General features: G+C 56.2%; 17 protein-coding genes. 2 read left to right on the forward strand and 15 right to left on the reverse strand.

Annotated features, from left to right (window positions below; all coding sequences use genetic code 11):
* Positions 1-53: 53 nt before the first annotated feature.
* Complete coding sequence (locus AO242_RS26095) at positions 54-491, forward strand: YhcB family protein (protein WP_099270951.1); 438 nt, start codon at positions 54-56, stop codon at positions 489-491.
* A gap of 333 nt (positions 492-824) precedes the next feature.
* Here AO242_RS26095 and AO242_RS26100 read toward each other — a convergent pair whose 3' ends face one another.
* From AO242_RS26100 to AO242_RS26120, 5 genes are all read right to left on the reverse strand, one after another.
* A complete protein-coding gene (locus AO242_RS26100; RefSeq protein WP_099270952.1) occupies positions 825-1,319 on the reverse strand; it encodes a hypothetical protein in 495 nt (164 codons plus the stop codon).
* A gap of 542 nt (positions 1,320-1,861) precedes the next feature.
* Entirely contained in the window at positions 1,862-3,760 is a 1,899-nt protein-coding gene (cysN, locus tag AO242_RS26105; RefSeq protein WP_099270953.1) for a sulfate adenylyltransferase subunit CysN, read from the reverse strand.
* Between the two features lie 53 nt (positions 3,761-3,813).
* Positions 3,814-4,155: a four helix bundle protein gene (locus AO242_RS26110; protein WP_095096900.1), complete on the reverse strand. Its 342-nt coding sequence runs from the start codon at positions 4,153-4,155 to the stop codon at positions 3,814-3,816.
* 58 nt (positions 4,156-4,213) lie between these two features.
* Complete coding sequence (cysD, locus tag AO242_RS26115) at positions 4,214-5,131, reverse strand: sulfate adenylyltransferase subunit CysD (RefSeq protein ID WP_099270954.1); 918 nt, start codon at positions 5,129-5,131, stop codon at positions 4,214-4,216.
* 152 nt (positions 5,132-5,283) lie between these two features.
* Positions 5,284-6,042: a Nif3-like dinuclear metal center hexameric protein gene (locus AO242_RS26120; RefSeq protein ID WP_099270955.1), complete on the reverse strand. Its 759-nt coding sequence runs from the start codon at positions 6,040-6,042 to the stop codon at positions 5,284-5,286.
* Positions 6,043-6,212: 170 nt separating this feature from the next.
* Here AO242_RS26120 and algW point away from each other — a divergent pair, with 170 nt between their 5' ends.
* A complete protein-coding gene (algW, locus tag AO242_RS26125) occupies positions 6,213-7,376 on the forward strand; it encodes a Do family serine endopeptidase AlgW (protein ID WP_027897825.1) in 1,164 nt (387 codons plus the stop codon).
* A gap of 153 nt (positions 7,377-7,529) precedes the next feature.
* Here the strand turns inward: algW and hisC are convergent, their stop codons facing one another.
* From hisC to AO242_RS26175, 10 genes are all read right to left on the reverse strand, one after another.
* Complete coding sequence (hisC, locus tag AO242_RS26130) at positions 7,530-8,582, reverse strand: histidinol-phosphate transaminase (protein WP_099270956.1); 1,053 nt, start codon at positions 8,580-8,582, stop codon at positions 7,530-7,532.
* Between the two features lie 2 nt (positions 8,583-8,584).
* Positions 8,585-9,913, reverse strand: coding sequence for a histidinol dehydrogenase (gene hisD / locus AO242_RS26135; RefSeq protein ID WP_099270957.1), 1,329 nt, complete (start codon positions 9,911-9,913; stop codon positions 8,585-8,587).
* A gap of 125 nt (positions 9,914-10,038) precedes the next feature.
* Positions 10,039-10,674: an ATP phosphoribosyltransferase gene (gene hisG / locus AO242_RS26140; RefSeq protein ID WP_027897828.1), complete on the reverse strand. Its 636-nt coding sequence runs from the start codon at positions 10,672-10,674 to the stop codon at positions 10,039-10,041.
* A 175-nt stretch (positions 10,675-10,849) separates the two neighbouring features.
* Complete coding sequence (gene murA / locus AO242_RS26145) at positions 10,850-12,115, reverse strand: UDP-N-acetylglucosamine 1-carboxyvinyltransferase (protein WP_027897829.1); 1,266 nt, start codon at positions 12,113-12,115, stop codon at positions 10,850-10,852.
* 22 nt (positions 12,116-12,137) lie between these two features.
* Positions 12,138-12,377 (reverse strand): BolA family protein, encoded by a 240-nt coding sequence (locus tag AO242_RS26150; protein WP_027897830.1) that lies wholly within the window; start codon positions 12,375-12,377, stop codon positions 12,138-12,140.
* 112 nt (positions 12,378-12,489) lie between these two features.
* Positions 12,490-12,795, reverse strand: a complete 306-nt coding sequence (locus tag AO242_RS26155) for an STAS domain-containing protein (RefSeq protein ID WP_099270958.1) — start codon at positions 12,793-12,795, stop codon at positions 12,490-12,492.
* On the reverse strand, positions 12,792-13,436 hold the full coding sequence (locus AO242_RS26160) for an MlaC/ttg2D family ABC transporter substrate-binding protein (protein ID WP_099270959.1): 645 nt from the start codon (positions 13,434-13,436) through the stop codon (positions 12,792-12,794). Before AO242_RS26160 ends, AO242_RS26155 begins: the two co-directional genes overlap by 4 nt.
* 11 nt (positions 13,437-13,447) lie before the next feature.
* Positions 13,448-13,915 (reverse strand): outer membrane lipid asymmetry maintenance protein MlaD, encoded by a 468-nt coding sequence (mlaD, locus tag AO242_RS26165; RefSeq protein ID WP_099270960.1) that lies wholly within the window; start codon positions 13,913-13,915, stop codon positions 13,448-13,450.
* The gene (gene mlaE, locus AO242_RS26170; RefSeq protein ID WP_027897834.1) at positions 13,915-14,712 is read right to left on the reverse strand and encodes a lipid asymmetry maintenance ABC transporter permease subunit MlaE; all 798 of its coding nucleotides are present in this window, start codon (positions 14,710-14,712) and stop codon (positions 13,915-13,917) included. The genes mlaD and mlaE overlap by 1 nt, the downstream gene beginning before the upstream one ends.
* Positions 14,712-15,521: an ATP-binding cassette domain-containing protein gene (locus AO242_RS26175; RefSeq protein ID WP_027897835.1), complete on the reverse strand. Its 810-nt coding sequence runs from the start codon at positions 15,519-15,521 to the stop codon at positions 14,712-14,714. The genes mlaE and AO242_RS26175 overlap by 1 nt, the downstream gene beginning before the upstream one ends.
* Positions 15,522-15,746 lie beyond the last annotated feature (225 nt).

The raw sequence follows: 15,746 nt of genomic DNA on the forward strand, positions 1-15,746 counted from the left end.
GAGCAGGTTCGAGCCGTTAACGTAAAGCAAAGCCGTTTATAGAGGAAGGACTCGTGGAACTGTCGCTCTTAGTTTGGTTGTTGCCAACCATCGCCCTGGTTGTCGGTGTTGTCATCGGTTTTCTGGTCGCACGTCTGGTGCCCAACGCTGCTCCCAATGGAACCCAGCGTCAGCTGGATGACGTTCAGGAGCGTTTCGATGCCTATCAGAACGAGGTAGTCACCCACTTCAACAGCACGGCCAATCTGGTCCAGAAGCTTTCGCAAAGCTATCAGGACGTACAGGAACATCTCTCCGAAGGTGCCAACCGTCTTGCTACCGACGAATTGACTCGCCAGCGTCTGCTGGCTGCCCTGCATCCTGAAGCCAGCCAGGTCCACCGCGATCGCCTGACCCCACCCCGCACAAATGAAGCACCTAAAGACTACGCGCCAAAATCACCCAACGCTCCCGGCATGCTCGATGAGCACTACGGTTTGAAAAAGCCGTAAGCGAAAGCTGGATCAGGAAAGCCCGCCATTCGTGAGAATGGCGGGCTTTTTTGTAGATCAGTCAGGGATAAAATCCGGGCGAAGAAACTTCCTACGCACTTTCAGGAATACAGCGGCTATATATATTTTGTTGCGACCTCTATGCTTTTTGGAAAACGGAGGAAGCATGAAAAAATTCCAAATACTCGCAGCAAGCATTTTGCTATTTGGCTGCGTACCAGGTGACTGCACAAAAGACTGCTACATCCTCACAAGCAAAGATCTGGAACTCGAGCACAAATGCAACATGGACCCTTATCGATCAGACTGCCCCGTCAACAGATAGACAGGCAGTCAAAAGTGCCACGTGTAAATATCTTTTTTGTTATGAGGGCCATTGACGTTAATTAGCTTTGGTTTCTTGATGCGCCCCGGTGTAAAGCCAAAACGCGCCCACCGGAGGTCGCCCTGCCGCCCATCATAAATAACCAGATTCCCATCATTCTGTATGGACATGTGACTGTGGTACCACAACGATTTGTCCTTGGTGTGCGTGCTTTCCGCTATCCAAAGCCTCGACCTGGCTGGATCATAGAGGAAGCCGCTGTTGCTTACCACAAACCACGGAGCACCTCTCTGCTTGCGGGACAACGTGCTGCTAAAGGTCTGACCTCGGTCAGCGACCCAGGCGACAGCGCCGTTATCTTTAATAACCAGGTTGCCGTCGCTTTGCAGTTCCAGACGAAAACGCCCATTGGGCGATTGTAAAAACTGCCCCGGTGTCATTTTCTGATTGGGCGGCAATACCGGAGCGCCATTATTTCCAAACACACCATACTGAATACTCATACTTTCACCTTTGAAAGCTATTGATTGAGCATTCAACTAATCATCCACTGATTCACAGCATGCGATAAATATATACCGCATCTGAATTACCTTAACGCCTTGATTATTCTTGCAGTAGCCGCGCCAGTGCCCATGATCCCCTAAGTTGCACGGCAGATACAAAATCTGTGGAGCGGGCTTCAGACAGACTGCGTAATCGTTCATCGCGAGCAAGCTCGGCTCCTACAGGTATCGGTTATCCCTGTGGGAGATTCTATGTTCACCTGCAATCCCGTAGGACCGGCTTTAGCCGGGAGGGCGGTTCTACTACCGAAGAACATTTAGCGAATGTCCCGACGCCCTCCCGGCTAAAGCCGGTCCTACGAAATAGCGTGATCCATGTGGGAGCTGAGCTTGCTCGCGATGAACGATAACGCGGTATAGCTGACGGAGCGAGTCGCCTCAATCGCGGGCAAGCCTCGCTCCAACAGGATTCTCTGGAGCCCCCCCACAAACAAAAAACCCGCCATCTCTGGCGGGTTTCCTGTGACAGAAAGCGATCGTCAGATCGCGCCGCGACTGCGCAGCAGGTCCAGCACTTGCTTGACGCTGTCTTCGAGACTCAGGGTTTGAGTATCGATGACCAGATCCGCATTGAGCGGTACGTCGTACGGGAAGGACTCGCCCGGGATGTTATCGCCCTCGGCTGCGTACAGGCCCTGTGGATCGCGTTCGCGGCAAACCGCAGGGGATGCCTGGACGTATACGGTCAGCAGGCGATCAGCACCGATCAGAGACTTGGCCTGCTCGCGACCTTCGCCGTCAGGCGCAACGAACGCAGCCAGGGTAATCAGCCCCGCCTGGTTGAACTGACGCGCAACGTGAGCGGCACGACGCCAGTTCTCGGTACGCCCGGCGCGATCCTGTGGCAGACCTTTGTTCAGGTCGTGACGCAGGTTCTGGCCATCCAGCACGTAAACCGCGCGTCCCATGTCGAACAGCTTGCGCTCGACCGCATAAGCCAAGGTGCTTTTGCCAGCGCCCGACAGGCCGCTGAACAGCACAGTGGCTGGCTGCTGACCAAAACGCTGAGCTCGCTCTTCAGTCGCAACGTGAGCCAGAGCGCCGTGATGATTGGCACCTGCGCCGCCAACGGGCTTGGCGATGATCATGCCCGCGGCCACTGTGCCATTGGTCAAACGGTCAATTACGATGAACGAACCCGTGGTGCGGTTGCTGTCGTAACCGTCCAGCGCGATGGCCGAGTCTAGGCTGATCTTGACGCGACCAATCTCATTCAGGCCCAGCGAACTGGCAGGCCCTTCGGCCAAGGTATTCACATCGACACGATGGGTGATGCTGGCAATCGAGCCCGGCACATAGCTGGTGGCACGCTTGATGTCGTATTTCTTGCCCGGCAGCATCGGCTCTTCAGCCATCCATACCAGCATGGCATCGAATGCATCAGCCACTTGCGGAACGTTATCGGCGTGTACCAGCAAGTCACCACGGGAGATATCAATCTCGTCTTCCATGGTCAGAGTGACGGCCTGACCCGGCCCGGCACTCTCCAGCTCACCTTCAAAGGTGACGATGGATTTGACACGACTGCTCTTGCCCGACGGAAGCACGACGACTTCGTCACCCTTGTGCACGATACCGCTCGCCAGCGTACCGGCGAAACCACGGAAGTTCAGGTTTGGACGGTTGACGTACTGCACCGGGAAACGCATGTCGGTGTAATTGCGGTCGTTGGCAATCTCGACGGTTTCGAGGATCTCCATCAAGGACTGGCCGGTGTACCAGGGCGAACGCTCGCTCTTGTTCACCACGTTGTCGCCCTTGAGAGCCGACATCGGCACGAAGGCCATGGTGGTCGGTTTGAACGCGATGCCGTCGGCGAACTTCAAGTAGTCGGACTTGATCGACTCGAAGACGCTTTCGTCGAAGCCATTGAGGTCCATCTTGTTGATGGCTACAACGATATGTTTGATGCCCAGCAGCGATGCGATGTAGCTGTGACGGCGGGTCTGGGTCTGTACGCCGTAACGGGCATCCACCAGGATGATCGCCAGGTCGCAGGTCGATGCACCGGTTGCCATGTTGCGTGTGTACTGCTCATGGCCCGGAGTATCGGCAATGATGAACTTGCGCTTGGCGGTGGAGAAATAACGGTAAGCAACATCAATCGTGATGCCCTGCTCCCGCTCGGCCTGAAGGCCGTCAACCAGCAACGCCAGATCGACGTCTTCGCCGGTGGTGCCGGACTTCTTCGAATCGCGGGTAATGGCTTCAAGATGATCTTCGTAGATCATCTTGGAGTCGTGCAGCAGACGCCCGATCAGCGTGCTCTTGCCGTCGTCGACGTTGCCACAGGTAAGAAAGCGCAGCATTTCCTTGCGTTCGTGCTGGCCCAGATAGGCGAGGATGTCCTCGCTGATCAAATCAGATGCGTGACTCATTTCATTCGAGCTCCAAGCTGTAAGCTTCAAGCGGCAAGCTTGTCGGCGTACAGCTAGTCAGAAATTTTATTGATCAGCCCGCAAAGCATTTTTGAAAGCTCACGGGTTTCGATAATCCAGGCTGCTGCAAGTGGTTCAGCGATATAACCAATTTCACCGCCGATGATGAGCTGAGTTCTTAGCTCGCCACAGGATGCTTTAGCAATCGATAGAAAGCGGCATTTGTCCTTCGCAGTGAAACGCTCCATACCTTCCGCAATATTGCTCGGCACCGACAGCCCAGAGCGCGTGATCTGACTCCTGAAAGCCAAATCGGGACAGGAAGCCATCTCCTTGTAAAGATTGACTGCCAAAGCCTTGGCTCTTTGCCAAACCAAGAGTTTCTCGAAATCCATTTCGATCACCTGCTTTTGATTCACTTGCAGCTTGCCACTTGAGGCTTGTAGCTGCTCTTTAGAAATAACCCTGACGTTTCTTTTCTTCCATCGAACCAGCGCCATCGTGATCAATGACCCGGCCTTGACGTTCGGAAGTACGCGTCAGAAGCATTTCCTGAATGATGTCAGTGAGGCTGGTGGCCTCGGACTCGACTGCGCCCGTCAACGGGTAGTCGCCAAGTGTACGGAAGCGGACTTTCTTCTTGACGATGCGAGCCTTGTCTTCATCGCTGAGATGATTCAGAAGACGCTCGTCGTCGATCATGATCCAGGTGCCGTTCATCTCGATGACATCGCGCTCGGCGGCGAAGTACAACGGGACAATCGGGATGCCTTCCAGATAGATGTACTGCCAGATGTCCAGCTCGGTCCAGTTGGACAGCGGGAACACGCGAATCGACTCGCCTTTGTTGACGTTGCCGTTATAGACGTTCCACAGCTCCGGGCGCTGGTTCTTCGGATCCCAGCGGTGCTTGCTGTCGCGGAACGAGTACACGCGCTCTTTGGCACGGGATTTCTCTTCATCACGACGCGCGCCACCGAACGCGGCATCGAAGCCGTGCTTGTCCAGGGCCTGCTTGAGACCTTCGGTCTTCATGATGTCAGTGTGCTTGGAGCTGCCGTGGGTGAGCGGGCTGATGTTTTGAGCCACGCCGTCCGGGTTGATGTGGACGATCAGGTCCAGGCCCATTTCCTTAACCATCTGGTCGCGAAAACGGTACATTTCCTGGAATTTCCAGCGGGTGTCCACATGCATCACCGGGAATGGCAGCTTGCCCGGAAAGAACGCCTTGCGCGCAAGGTGCAGCATTACGGCAGAGTCTTTACCGACGGAGTACAGCATCACCGGGTTATCAAACTCGGCGGCGACCTCGCGGATGATGTGGATGCTTTCCGCCTCCAGTTGCTTAAGATGCGTCAGTTTATCGACCATGGTTACTCACGGGTTGCATTCATTATTGACCGGACAACGCCCGGGACGGCCAGCGGGCCGTGTTCGAGGCCGCACTCTAGCACAGCACCTGCTTCTATTCAGGGGCCCCAATAGATCGAAACGTTCTATGGATATACCGTCTCGTTAGGTATTCAAACCGGGTTAGGGCAGTCGATAAACAGGTGCTCCAACGCAAACCGCCGCGCCAGATAGTCACCCAGCGCCTGAACCCCGTAACGTTCAGTTGCGTGGTGTCCGGCGGCAATAAAGCTGATGCCGTTTTCCCGGGCACTGTGAACCGTCTGCTCAGACGCTTCGCCACTGATGAACAGATCGACACCCGCCGCTATTGCCTGATCGATATAACCCTGCCCGCCCCCGGTACACCAACCCACCCGGCGAATCATATCGGCACCTTCAATCAACAACGGTTCGCGCCCAAGCGCTTCCTGCACACGACGGGCAAAGTCGCGGGGCATCATGGGTTCATTCAACGAACCGACCAAGCCGACGACGCGGGCATTATCTGGATCCAGTGGGCCTTCCACGGTGATATCCAGCTGGCGCGCCAACTGCACGTTATTACCCACATCCGGATGCACATCCAGTGGCAAGTGATAGGCCAGCAGGCTGATGTCGTGCTTGAGCAGGGTTTTCAGGCGGCGCTGTTTCATGCCGACGACGCAAGGGTTCTCGCCTTTCCAGAAATACCCGTGATGCACAAGAATCAGATCGGCCTGCGCATCCACTGCGGCATCCAGCAAAGCCTGGCTGGCAGTGACGCCGCTGATGATGCGCATGACCTGCGGACGACCTTCGACCTGCAAGCCATTGGGGCAATAATCCTGGATACGCGAACTGCCGAGATAACGGTTGGCTTCTTCTACCAGAGTGCTGAGCGCAACAGCCATAAAAGACTCCTGAATGTGTGGTTTGAAGCTGATAGGGTCGTGCTGCTGAAATGGTTCACTTCAGAAGATCTTATTTGCGAGACACAACCCCAAGTGCTCGTATAATGCCGCCCATTATGGCGCAGATGGGCAGCAAGCCGCAGCGTCGGATCACTTTCAGGATTTGCTCAATGTTCAAGGCACTGCGCTTTTTTGGTTGGCCATTGCTGGCAGGCGTACTCGTCGCACTGCTGATTATTCAGCGTTTCCCGGATCTGGTGGGTCTGCCAAGTCTCGACGTCAACCTGCAACAGGCGCCACAAACCACCTACGTCCAGCAAGGCCCTGTCACGTATGCCGATGCGGTTGGCATGGCGGCACCTGCGGTGGTCAATCTCTACACCACAAAGATGGTCAACAAAGCGGCAAATCCGATGTTCGAGGACCCGCAGTTCCGACGTTTCTTCGGCGACAACATGCCCAAGCAGAAACGCATGGAGTCGAGCCTCGGCTCCGGCGTTCTGATGAGTCCGGAAGGCTACATTCTGACCAACAATCATGTCACCACCGGTGCCGATCAAATCGTCGTTGCACTGAAGGACGGTCGGGAAACCATTGCCAGGGTGATCGGCAATGATCCGGAAACCGATCTGGCAGTGTTGAAGATTGATCTCAAGAACATCCCGTCCATCACTATTGGCCGCTCCGACAGCATCCGCATCGGTGACGTTGCACTGGCCATCGGCAACCCTTTCGGCGTCGGCCAGACCGTGACCATGGGTATTATCAGCGCCACCGGCCGCAACCAGCTCGGCCTGAACACTTATGAAGACTTCATTCAGACCGACGCAGCGATCAACCCGGGCAACTCTGGCGGCGCACTGGTTGATGCCAATGGCAACCTGACAGGGATCAACACAGCGATTTTCTCCAAGTCTGGCGGCTCTCAAGGCATCGGTTTCGCGATTCCGACCAAACTGGCCATGGAGGTCATGAAATCGATCATCGAGCATGGTCAGGTGATTCGTGGCTGGCTGGGTATTGAAGTGCAGCCGCTGACACAGGATCTGGCCGAGTCATTCGGGTTGAAAGACAGACCAGGCATCGTCGTCGCAGGTATCTTCCGCGATGGACCTGCACAGAAAGCAGGTTTGCAATTGGGTGACGTGATTTTGAGCATCAACGGCGAGCCCGCGGGTGATGGTCGTCGCTCGATGAATCAGGTGGCACGCACCAAGCCCGGCGACAAGATCGCCATCGAGGTGATGCGCAACGGAAAAGAAGTGAAGCTCAACGCTGAAGTTGGCCTGCGCCCACCGCCTCCGCCGTCGGCTACTCCGGTTGAAGAGCAGTGATCACTGAGTTGCGTAGATACCTGTGGGAGCGAGGCTTGCCCGCGATAAGGCCGCCTCGTTTATCAGACAGACCTCAGTGCTTTTATCGCGGGCAAGCCTCGCTCCCACAAGTGTGATGCAATCCGCGATTGCGGCGATACTGCGATGGGGGTCTTACAGACCCGCCAGCCCATCCAGCAACGCCTGGTTCTGCTCCGGCGTACCAATGCTGATCCGCAGGAACTGGGCAATCCGCTCCTGTTTGAAGTGCCTAACGATGACACCCTTCTCGCGCAGCTTCGCCGCAATGCCCGCTCCGTCGTGTTGCGGGTGACGGGCAAAGATGAAGTTGGCCGCAGATGGCAGTACTTCAAAACCAAGGGCTTGCAGCTCAGCGGTCAATAATTCCCGGCTGGCGATCACCTTGTTACGGGTGGAATCGAAGTGCTCGCGGTCCTCGAAGGCTGCAGCGGCACCGACGATTGCCAGACGATCCAGCGGATACGAGTTGAAGCTGTTCTTGACCCGCTCCAGCGCCTCGATCAGATCAGGATGTCCAATCGCCAGACCGACCCGCAAACCCGCCAGCGAGCGGGACTTGGACAACGTCTGCGTCACCAGCAGGTTCGGATAACGCTCCACCAGCGAGATCGCCGTCTCGCCACCAAAATCGATGTACGCCTCATCCACCACAACCACTGAATCAGGGCTCGCCTTCAGCATCTGCTCAACAGCATCCAGCCCCACTACGCAACCGGTTGGCGCATTTGGATTAGGGAAAATGATCCCGCCATTAGGTTTGGCGTAATCCGACACACGAATCTGGAACTGCTCATCCAGCGCGATGGCGTCGAACTCGATGCCGTACAGGCCACAGTAAACCGGATAAAAGCTGTAGCTGATGTCCGGAAACAGCAAAGGCTTGCCGTGCTGGAAAAACGCATTGAACACGTGTGCCAGCACTTCATCGGAACCATTGCCCAAAAATACATGGCTGGTCTGCACGCCGTAATAGGTCGCTACAGCCTGCTTGAGCAGGTCGCTGTTCGGATCGGGATAAAGACGCAAGTCATCAGTCAGCTCGGCGCGCATCGCGGCCAGAGCTTTAGGCGAAGGGCCATAAGGATTTTCATTGGTGTTGAGCTTGACCAGTTTGGTCAGCTTGGGTTGTTCACCCGGCACATACGGCACCAGGCTGTTGACGAAAGGACTCCAGAATTTACTCATGCTCAACTCCCCTGCCCTTCGCTATCAATGATCCGGTACTCGGCGCTGCGGGCGTGTGCAGTCAATGATTCGCCACGCGCCAGTACCGATGCGGTCTTGCCAAGTTCGGATGCACCTTGCTGCGAGCAGTAGATGATCGACGAACGCTTCTGAAAATCGTAAACACCCAGCGGCGATGAAAAACGCGCTGTGCCGGAGGTTGGCAACACGTGGTTTGGACCGGCGCAATAGTCGCCCAGCGCCTCGGAGGTGTGACGCCCCATAAAGATCGCACCCGCGTGACGAATCTGCGGCAACCAGGCTTCAGGGTCTGCCACCGACAACTCAAGGTGTTCCGGAGCAATACGGTTGGCGACTTCAATGGCCTGCCGCATATCAGCGACCTTGATCAACGCACCACGGCCATTGATCGACTTATCGATGATGTCCGCACGTTCAAGGGTCGGCATCAATTTGGCAATGCTCGCTGCGACTTGATCCAGAAAGTCTGCATCCGGACTTACCAGAATGGCCTGGGCGTCCTCATCGTGCTCGGCCTGAGAGAACAGATCCATAGCAATCCAGTCCGGGTCTGTCTGACCGTCGCAGACCACGAGGATCTCGGAAGGACCAGCGATCATGTCGATCCCGACCTGACCAAAAACATGGCGTTTGGCCGTAGCGACATAGATGTTGCCCGGGCCGACGACCTTGTCGACGCGAGGTACGCTTTCAGTGCCGTACGCCAGTGCCGCAACCGCCTGAGCACCACCGATGGTGAACACCCGGTCGACTCCGGCAATACATGCCGCGGCCAGTACCAGCTCGTTGATTTCCCCGCGCGGGGTCGGCACGACCATGACGACTTCAGCAACACCCGCAACCTTGGCAGGAATAGCGTTCATCAATACCGACGACGGATACGACGCCTTGCCACCGGGCACATACAGACCGGCGCGATCCAGCGGCGTAACCTTCTGGCCAAGTACCGTGCCGTCGGCCTCGGTGTAGGTCCAGGAGTCCTGCTTCTGTTTTTCGTGGTACATGCGTACACGATCTGCGGCTTTTTCCAACGCTGTGCGCTGGGCTGGAGTGATGCGGGTCAGTGCCAACTCAAGACGCTCGCGAGGCAGAATCAGATCAGCCATGGAGGCCACCTGCAAACCGTCGAAGCGCTCGGTGAATTCGACCAGCGCGGCATCGCCCCGCTCACGCACGGCTTTGATGATGTCGAGGACACGCTGGTTGACCGAATCGTCAGACACACTTTCCCAGCTCAGCAGATGATCCAGATGATGCGCGAAATCCGGGTCAGCAGCATTGAGTCGGCGAATTGCAGTCGGTGCGGTCATAGCTAGAGCCTCATAGGAATGGCAAAAACTCAGGCGCCCTAAACTAGCAGTCGTTCCGCTTGGGCACCTGAGAATTCTGGCTATGAGGCGGATAGACGGGCGCAACTCAAGGTTGCGCGAGTAAGTCAGCCGCGGTGTCGCGATTCCACTGCATTGCGCAGGGTATCGATAAGCGACTGAATACGGGCGTGCTGCATTTTCATGGAAGCCTTGTTGACCACCAGACGGGAACTGATCGTCGCGATCAACTCCTGAGGCTCCAGGCCATTGGCCCGCAGCGTGTTGCCAGTGTCAACAACGTCGATGATCTTGTCAGCCAGACCAATCAGCGGTGCCAGCTCCATGGAGCCGTACAGCTTGATGATGTCGACCTGACGACCTTGCTCGGCGTAATAGCGCTTGGCAACGTTGACGAACTTGGTTGCCACGCGCAGACGGCCTTTGGGCTCAGGAGCACCGATGGCGCCTGCTGTCATCAAACGGCACTTGGCAATCTGCAGGTCCAATGGCTCATACAGGCCTTGGCCGGTGTATTCCATCAGCACATCTTTACCGGCAACGCCAAGATCAGCAGCGCCATGCTCGACGTAGGTCGGCACATCGGTAGCACGCACGATCAACAGGCGCACATCGGCCTGGGTCGTGGGGATGATCAGCTTGCGGCTCTTGTCCGGATTCTCGGTCGGCACAATGCCTGCTTCAGCAAGAAGCGGCAGGGTGTCATCAAGAATGCGGCCCTTGGACAATGCGATGGTCAACATGGGAAACGTCAGTCCTTATCAGGAAGCTTTTGCCCGGACGCAATCGACGCCGGGCAAATCCTCATGCCGCATAAAAACGGGCATGAGGTGAAACAAATCAGAATTCACACGCCGCGAAACGTGCAAGACCAACGTCCGAGGCCACAAATGGCCCCAGACGCCAGTTATATGACTGCTAGCCCGGAACGCGACGAATCTTCGCGCCCAGCATCTGCAGTTTCTCTTCGATGCACTCGTAACCGCGGTCTATGTGGTAGATGCGGTCGATCAGCGTATCGCCCTGGGCAACCAGTGCAGAGATAACCAGGCTGGCCGATGCACGAAGATCGGTAGCCATGACTGGCGCGCCTTTGAGCACTTCGGTACCGGTCACGATGGCCGTGTTGCCTTCGACCTGAATCTGCGCGCCCATGCGGTGCATTTCGTACACGTGCATGAAACGGTTTTCGAAGATGGTCTCGATTACCGCACCCGTGCCTTCAGCAATGGCGTTGAGCGAGATGAACTGCGCTTGCATGTCAGTCGGAAACGCAGGATACGGAGCTGTACGCACATTGACGGCTTTAGGACGCTTGCCGTGCATGTTCAGCTCGATCCAGTCGACGCCGCTGGTGACTTCGGCGCCCGCTTCCTGAAGCTTGAGCAACACTGCTTCGAGGATGGTCGGATCGGTATCCTTGACCTTGACGCGGCCACCGGTAGCGGCAGCAGCGACCAGATAAGTGCCGGTCTCGATGCGGTCTGGCATGACTTTGTAAGTCGCCGAGTGCAGACGCTTCACGCCATCAATAGTGATGGTGTCAGTACCAGCGCCTTGAATTTTCGCGCCCATGGCAATCAGGAAGTTTGCCAGGTCAACGACTTCAGGCTCACGGGCGGCGTTCTGCAGAACGCTGCGGCCGTTGGCCAGGCTCGCGGCCATCATGATGTTTTCGGTACCGGTCACACTGACGGTATCGAAGAAGAAGTTGGCACCGCGCAGGCCGCCCTCAGGGGCCTTGGCCTTGATGTAGCCGCCCTCGACGTCAATGATAGCGCCCATGGCTTCGAGGCCACGAATGTGCAGATCCACTGGACGCGAGCCGATGGCACAACCGCCTGGCAACGCGACTTCAGCTTCGCCGAAACGGGCGACCATAGGGCCGAGCACCAGAATCGAGGCGCGCATGGTCTTCACCAGCTCGTACGGGGCAATCAGCGTCTTGATCGTGCGCGGATCGATTTCCACACTGAGTTTTTCGTCGATCACCGGCTCGATACCCATACGACCGAACAGTTCGATCATGGTGGTGATGTCGTGCAAGTGCGGCAGGTTCTGGACGGTTACCGGGCCATCGGCCAACAGGGTCGCGGCAAGAATCGGCAGGGCAGAGTTTTTCGCCCCGGAAATGCGGATTTCGCCATCAAGACGAACGCCACCAGTAATAATCAATTTATCCATTAGAGTCTCGACGCCAAGTGGCTCAGGTGCGCTCGGCCCACGCAGCGCGGCTGAAAAATTTCATGGTGACCGCATGGATGCTGCCATCGGCAATCCACGGGTTCAAATGCGTGTAGATCTGCTGCTGACGCTTGACCGGGCTCAGCGTAGCCAACTCGTCATTGATCACGTTCAGCTGGAAGTTGCAGCCTTCGCCTTCAACTTCGACCTGTACCTCGGGCAGCTTCCCTTCAAGGAAGCTCTTAACTTCTACGGCGTGCATGCAAAACCTCGATTGGCGACCTACGCGCGCGGGTCGGCCATCATACAAAAAAGCCCACTCAATGCGAACCCCGCAACGCAGGACCCGGACGAGGGGCTTTCATAAAGGACAATCAATGATTGTGAAGCAGTTCAGTCAACTCGGACACCTGGGCGATCTTGCTCATGTCTTCCGGCATCGAACGAATGCTCACGTCCTTGCCGGCATCACGCGCATCGCGCATGAATGCGAGCAGCAAGGCCAGACCAACGCTGCTGGACTTCTCGACACCGGAGCAATCCAGAACAACGGTCGACAACTCGCTCGACTTGATCAGTGCAGCCCCCTGCTTGCGCAAGGCCGGGCCGGTCGAATAGTCGAGCGTACCGGTTAACTGTAGCTCACCCGGCGCAACGAGCTTGACGGCTGACTCGGTCATTGCGGAGCAGCTTCAGGCGCTTTCTCTTTAGCCTTGGCAACTTCACCTGCCCAGTTGTTGATCGTCTGGTCGAGGTTGTTGCCATTACGCTGCATTGCATCGGCGAATTGATCGCGGAACAGCTTGCCGATGTTAATCCCGTTGATGATCACGTTACGTACCTTCCACTCGCCGCCAATCTTGACGAGTGTGTAGGAGACAGGATACATCGCGCCGTTGGTACCCTTGACCTGCATTTCAACGCTGGTGCGATCGGCGCCTTCAGGTTTTTCAGGCGAAACGGTGATGCCCTGGTTGTTGTATTCAAGCAGTGCGTTGCCATAGAACTGCATCAGGCTGCGCTTGAAGTTTTCCTGAAAGCGCTGAATCTGCTCTGGAGAAGCGTTGCGCGAGTACTTCACGGTCATGATGCTTTTGGAAATGCCATCGGCATCTACCACCGGACCGACGATGCGGTTCAGCGCGTCGTAAAACGCGCCCGGATTGGTTTTGTACTGTTCTTTGTTGGCTGCCAGATCACTCAGCAATTCCTTGGTGGTGCGATCCACCAGATCATGAGCGGACGGTGTGGCGGCGGCATTCCCCAGCATTGGTAACAATGCCAGCAACACCAGCAGACCACGGCGCACGATAGAGATCATGTAAAAGCTCCTCATTTAGCGTCTTTACTCACGGTATTGAGCAGGAATTTTCCGATAAGGTCTTCCAGCACAAGCGACGACTGCGTGTCATGGATGGTACTGCCATCCTTAAGCAACCCATCGTCGCCACCTACGCTGATACCCACATATTTCTCACCAAGCAAGCCAGCGGTCAAAATCGATGCAGTGGAGTCGATAGGCAGGTTATTCACCTTCTTCTGGACTTCCATGGTCACCCGACCTGTGAAGGTGTCGCGATCAAGATCGATCGCCGTGACCTTACCAATTGTGACGCCAGCCATGCTCACCTTGGCTCTGACAGTCAAACCGGCAATATTGTCGAAATTTGCATAAAGTTTATAAGTATCAGTGCTGGCACTGGAGCTAAGACCGCTGACGCGCAGGGCAAGCAGGAGCAAAGCCAGAATCCCGGCCAGCAGGAACAGGCCTACACCTGTTTCGATGGTGCGGTTTTGCATCAGAAATCTCCAAACATCAAGGCGGTCAGAATAAAGTCCAGGCCCAGCACGGCCAGGGAGGCATACACGACTGTTTTCGTCGTGGCACGACTGATCCCTTCTGAGGTGGGTTCGCAGTCGTAACCCTGGAAAACGGCAATCCAGGTCACAACGAACGCAAATACGACGCTCTTGATGACGCCGTTAATCACATCATCAACAAAAGAAACGCTGTTCTGCATGTTTGACCAGAAAGAGCCTTCATAGACACCCAACCAGTCGATCGCTACCCAGGAACCGCCCCAGATACCCACTACGCTGAAGATCATGGCCAGCAGCGGCAGAGAAATGAACCCGGCCCACAGACGTGGCGCAACAATGTATTTGAGCGGGTCAACACCGATCATTTCCAGACTGGACAACTGCTCGGTGGACTTCATGTTGCCGATCTCGGCGGTCAATGCCGAACCTGCACGGCCAGCAAACAGCAAAGCCGTAACCACTGGACCCAGCTCTCGCAAAAGCGTCAGGGCAACCATCTGCCCGACTGCCTGCTCCGAACCGTACTTGGTCAGAATGCTGAAACCCTGAAGCGACAGCACCATGCCGATGAACATACCCGACACGACGATGATCGCCAGGGACATGACACCGACCGAATAGAGCTGCCTGACCAGCAACTGGAAGCTGCCACCAATCGAGCTCCGGCCCAGCAAGGCATGAACCAGAAAAATCGCCGAACGCCCGAGCACCGCCAGGATATCGATTGCGGCACGCCCGAGAAGGCGAACTCGCTCCATTAATGACTTCTTGCGCATCAGCGCTTCCCCAAAAGATCTTCGCGGTAATCCGGCGCAGGATAGTGAAACGGCACCGGGCCATCCGGGTTGCCGGTCATGAATTGACGAATGCGCGGGTTGTCCGACCCCATCAGTTCCTCGGGTGTCCCCTGCCCCAGCACCTGACCGTCGCCAACCAGGTAGAGGTAGTCAGCAATACTCGCCGTTTCATCCAGATCATGGGAAACCACAACACTGGTGATACCGAGCGCATCATTGAGCAGCTTGATCAAACGAACAAGTACACCCATCGCAATGGGGTCTTGCCCCACGAATGGCTCGTCGTACATGAGTATCTGAGGATCGAGGGCAATCGCACGAGCCAGCGCCACGCGACGCTTCATGCCACCTGACAGCTCGTCGGGCATCAACTCGATGGCGCCGCGCAGCCCCACTGCCTGCAACTTGAGCAGGACAATGTCACGGATCATTTCTTCCGGCAGCTCGGTATGGACCCGCAACGGGAAGGCAACGTTCTCGAACACATCCAGGTCAGTAAACAGTGCGCCGCTCTGAAACAACACACCCATGTGCTTGCGCGCATCGAACAGATCGCTGCGCGACAAGGCAGGAAGGTTCTGACCGTTGACCCACACTTCGCCCGCAGAAGGCCGTAGCTGGGCGCCCATCAAACGCAGCAAAGTAGTTTTGCCACTGCCCGAAGGTCCCATGATGCCGGTGACTTTTCCGCGGGGAATACGAATATCAACATTATCGAAAATGCTGCGCGTACCGCGCCTGAAGGAAACGCCCTTCAGCTCGATCGCGTAGGCGTTATCGGCGCTCATCTAAACTCCTTGCGATACAGCCTCACGTTCAGCTGCCGAGTCCCTGGCGGGAGACATGCTGTCTCGGTGGGCAGAACAAGCCGCGGACTATACCACCGCAATAAGGCGTCGCCAAAGCGCGAAGACGATCAATCAATATCGCCATACACAATTTGCGACACTTCCTACAAATGGGCTCGACCTATCGTCATACGGAACGATTAAACGCAAAGCTTGACGATCAGA

Source organism: Pseudomonas sp. ICMP 561, assembly GCF_002699985.1.
In the GTDB taxonomy this organism is placed as follows: Bacteria; Pseudomonadota; Gammaproteobacteria; order Pseudomonadales; family Pseudomonadaceae; genus Aquipseudomonas; species Aquipseudomonas quasicaspiana.

Bases quoted from the DNA above. Each gene is read 5' to 3' on its own strand.
- AO242_RS26155 (WP_099270958.1), bottom strand. From the start codon at position 12,795: ATGACCGAGTCAGCCGTCAAGCTCGTTGCGCCGGGTGAGCTACAGTTA.
- murA (WP_027897829.1), bottom strand. From the start codon at position 12,115: ATGGATAAATTGATTATTACTGGTGGCGTTCGTCTTGATGGCGAAATC.
- hisD (WP_099270957.1), bottom strand. From the start codon at position 9,913: ATGACCGCACCGACTGCAATTCGCCGACTCAATGCTGCTGACCCGGAT.
- AO242_RS26110 (WP_095096900.1), bottom strand. From the start codon at position 4,155: ATGGATTTCGAGAAACTCTTGGTTTGGCAAAGAGCCAAGGCTTTGGCA.
- AO242_RS26175 (WP_027897835.1), bottom strand. From the start codon at position 15,521: ATGAGCGCCGATAACGCCTACGCGATCGAGCTGAAGGGCGTTTCCTTC.
- hisC (WP_099270956.1), bottom strand. From the start codon at position 8,582: ATGAGTAAATTCTGGAGTCCTTTCGTCAACAGCCTGGTGCCGTATGTG.
- cysD (WP_099270954.1), bottom strand. From the start codon at position 5,131: ATGGTCGATAAACTGACGCATCTTAAGCAACTGGAGGCGGAAAGCATC.
- AO242_RS26120 (WP_099270955.1), bottom strand. From the start codon at position 6,042: ATGGCTGTTGCGCTCAGCACTCTGGTAGAAGAAGCCAACCGTTATCTC.
- algW (WP_027897825.1), top strand. From the start codon at position 6,213: ATGTTCAAGGCACTGCGCTTTTTTGGTTGGCCATTGCTGGCAGGCGTA.
- mlaD (WP_099270960.1), bottom strand. From the start codon at position 13,915: ATGCAAAACCGCACCATCGAAACAGGTGTAGGCCTGTTCCTGCTGGCC.
- AO242_RS26150 (WP_027897830.1), bottom strand. From the start codon at position 12,377: ATGCACGCCGTAGAAGTTAAGAGCTTCCTTGAAGGGAAGCTGCCCGAG.
- mlaE (WP_027897834.1), bottom strand. From the start codon at position 14,712: ATGCGCAAGAAGTCATTAATGGAGCGAGTTCGCCTTCTCGGGCGTGCC.
- AO242_RS26100 (WP_099270952.1), bottom strand. From the start codon at position 1,319: ATGAGTATTCAGTATGGTGTGTTTGGAAATAATGGCGCTCCGGTATTG.
- cysN (WP_099270953.1), bottom strand. From the start codon at position 3,760: ATGAGTCACGCATCTGATTTGATCAGCGAGGACATCCTCGCCTATCTG.
- AO242_RS26160 (WP_099270959.1), bottom strand. From the start codon at position 13,436: ATGATCTCTATCGTGCGCCGTGGTCTGCTGGTGTTGCTGGCATTGTTA.
- hisG (WP_027897828.1), bottom strand. From the start codon at position 10,674: ATGTTGACCATCGCATTGTCCAAGGGCCGCATTCTTGATGACACCCTG.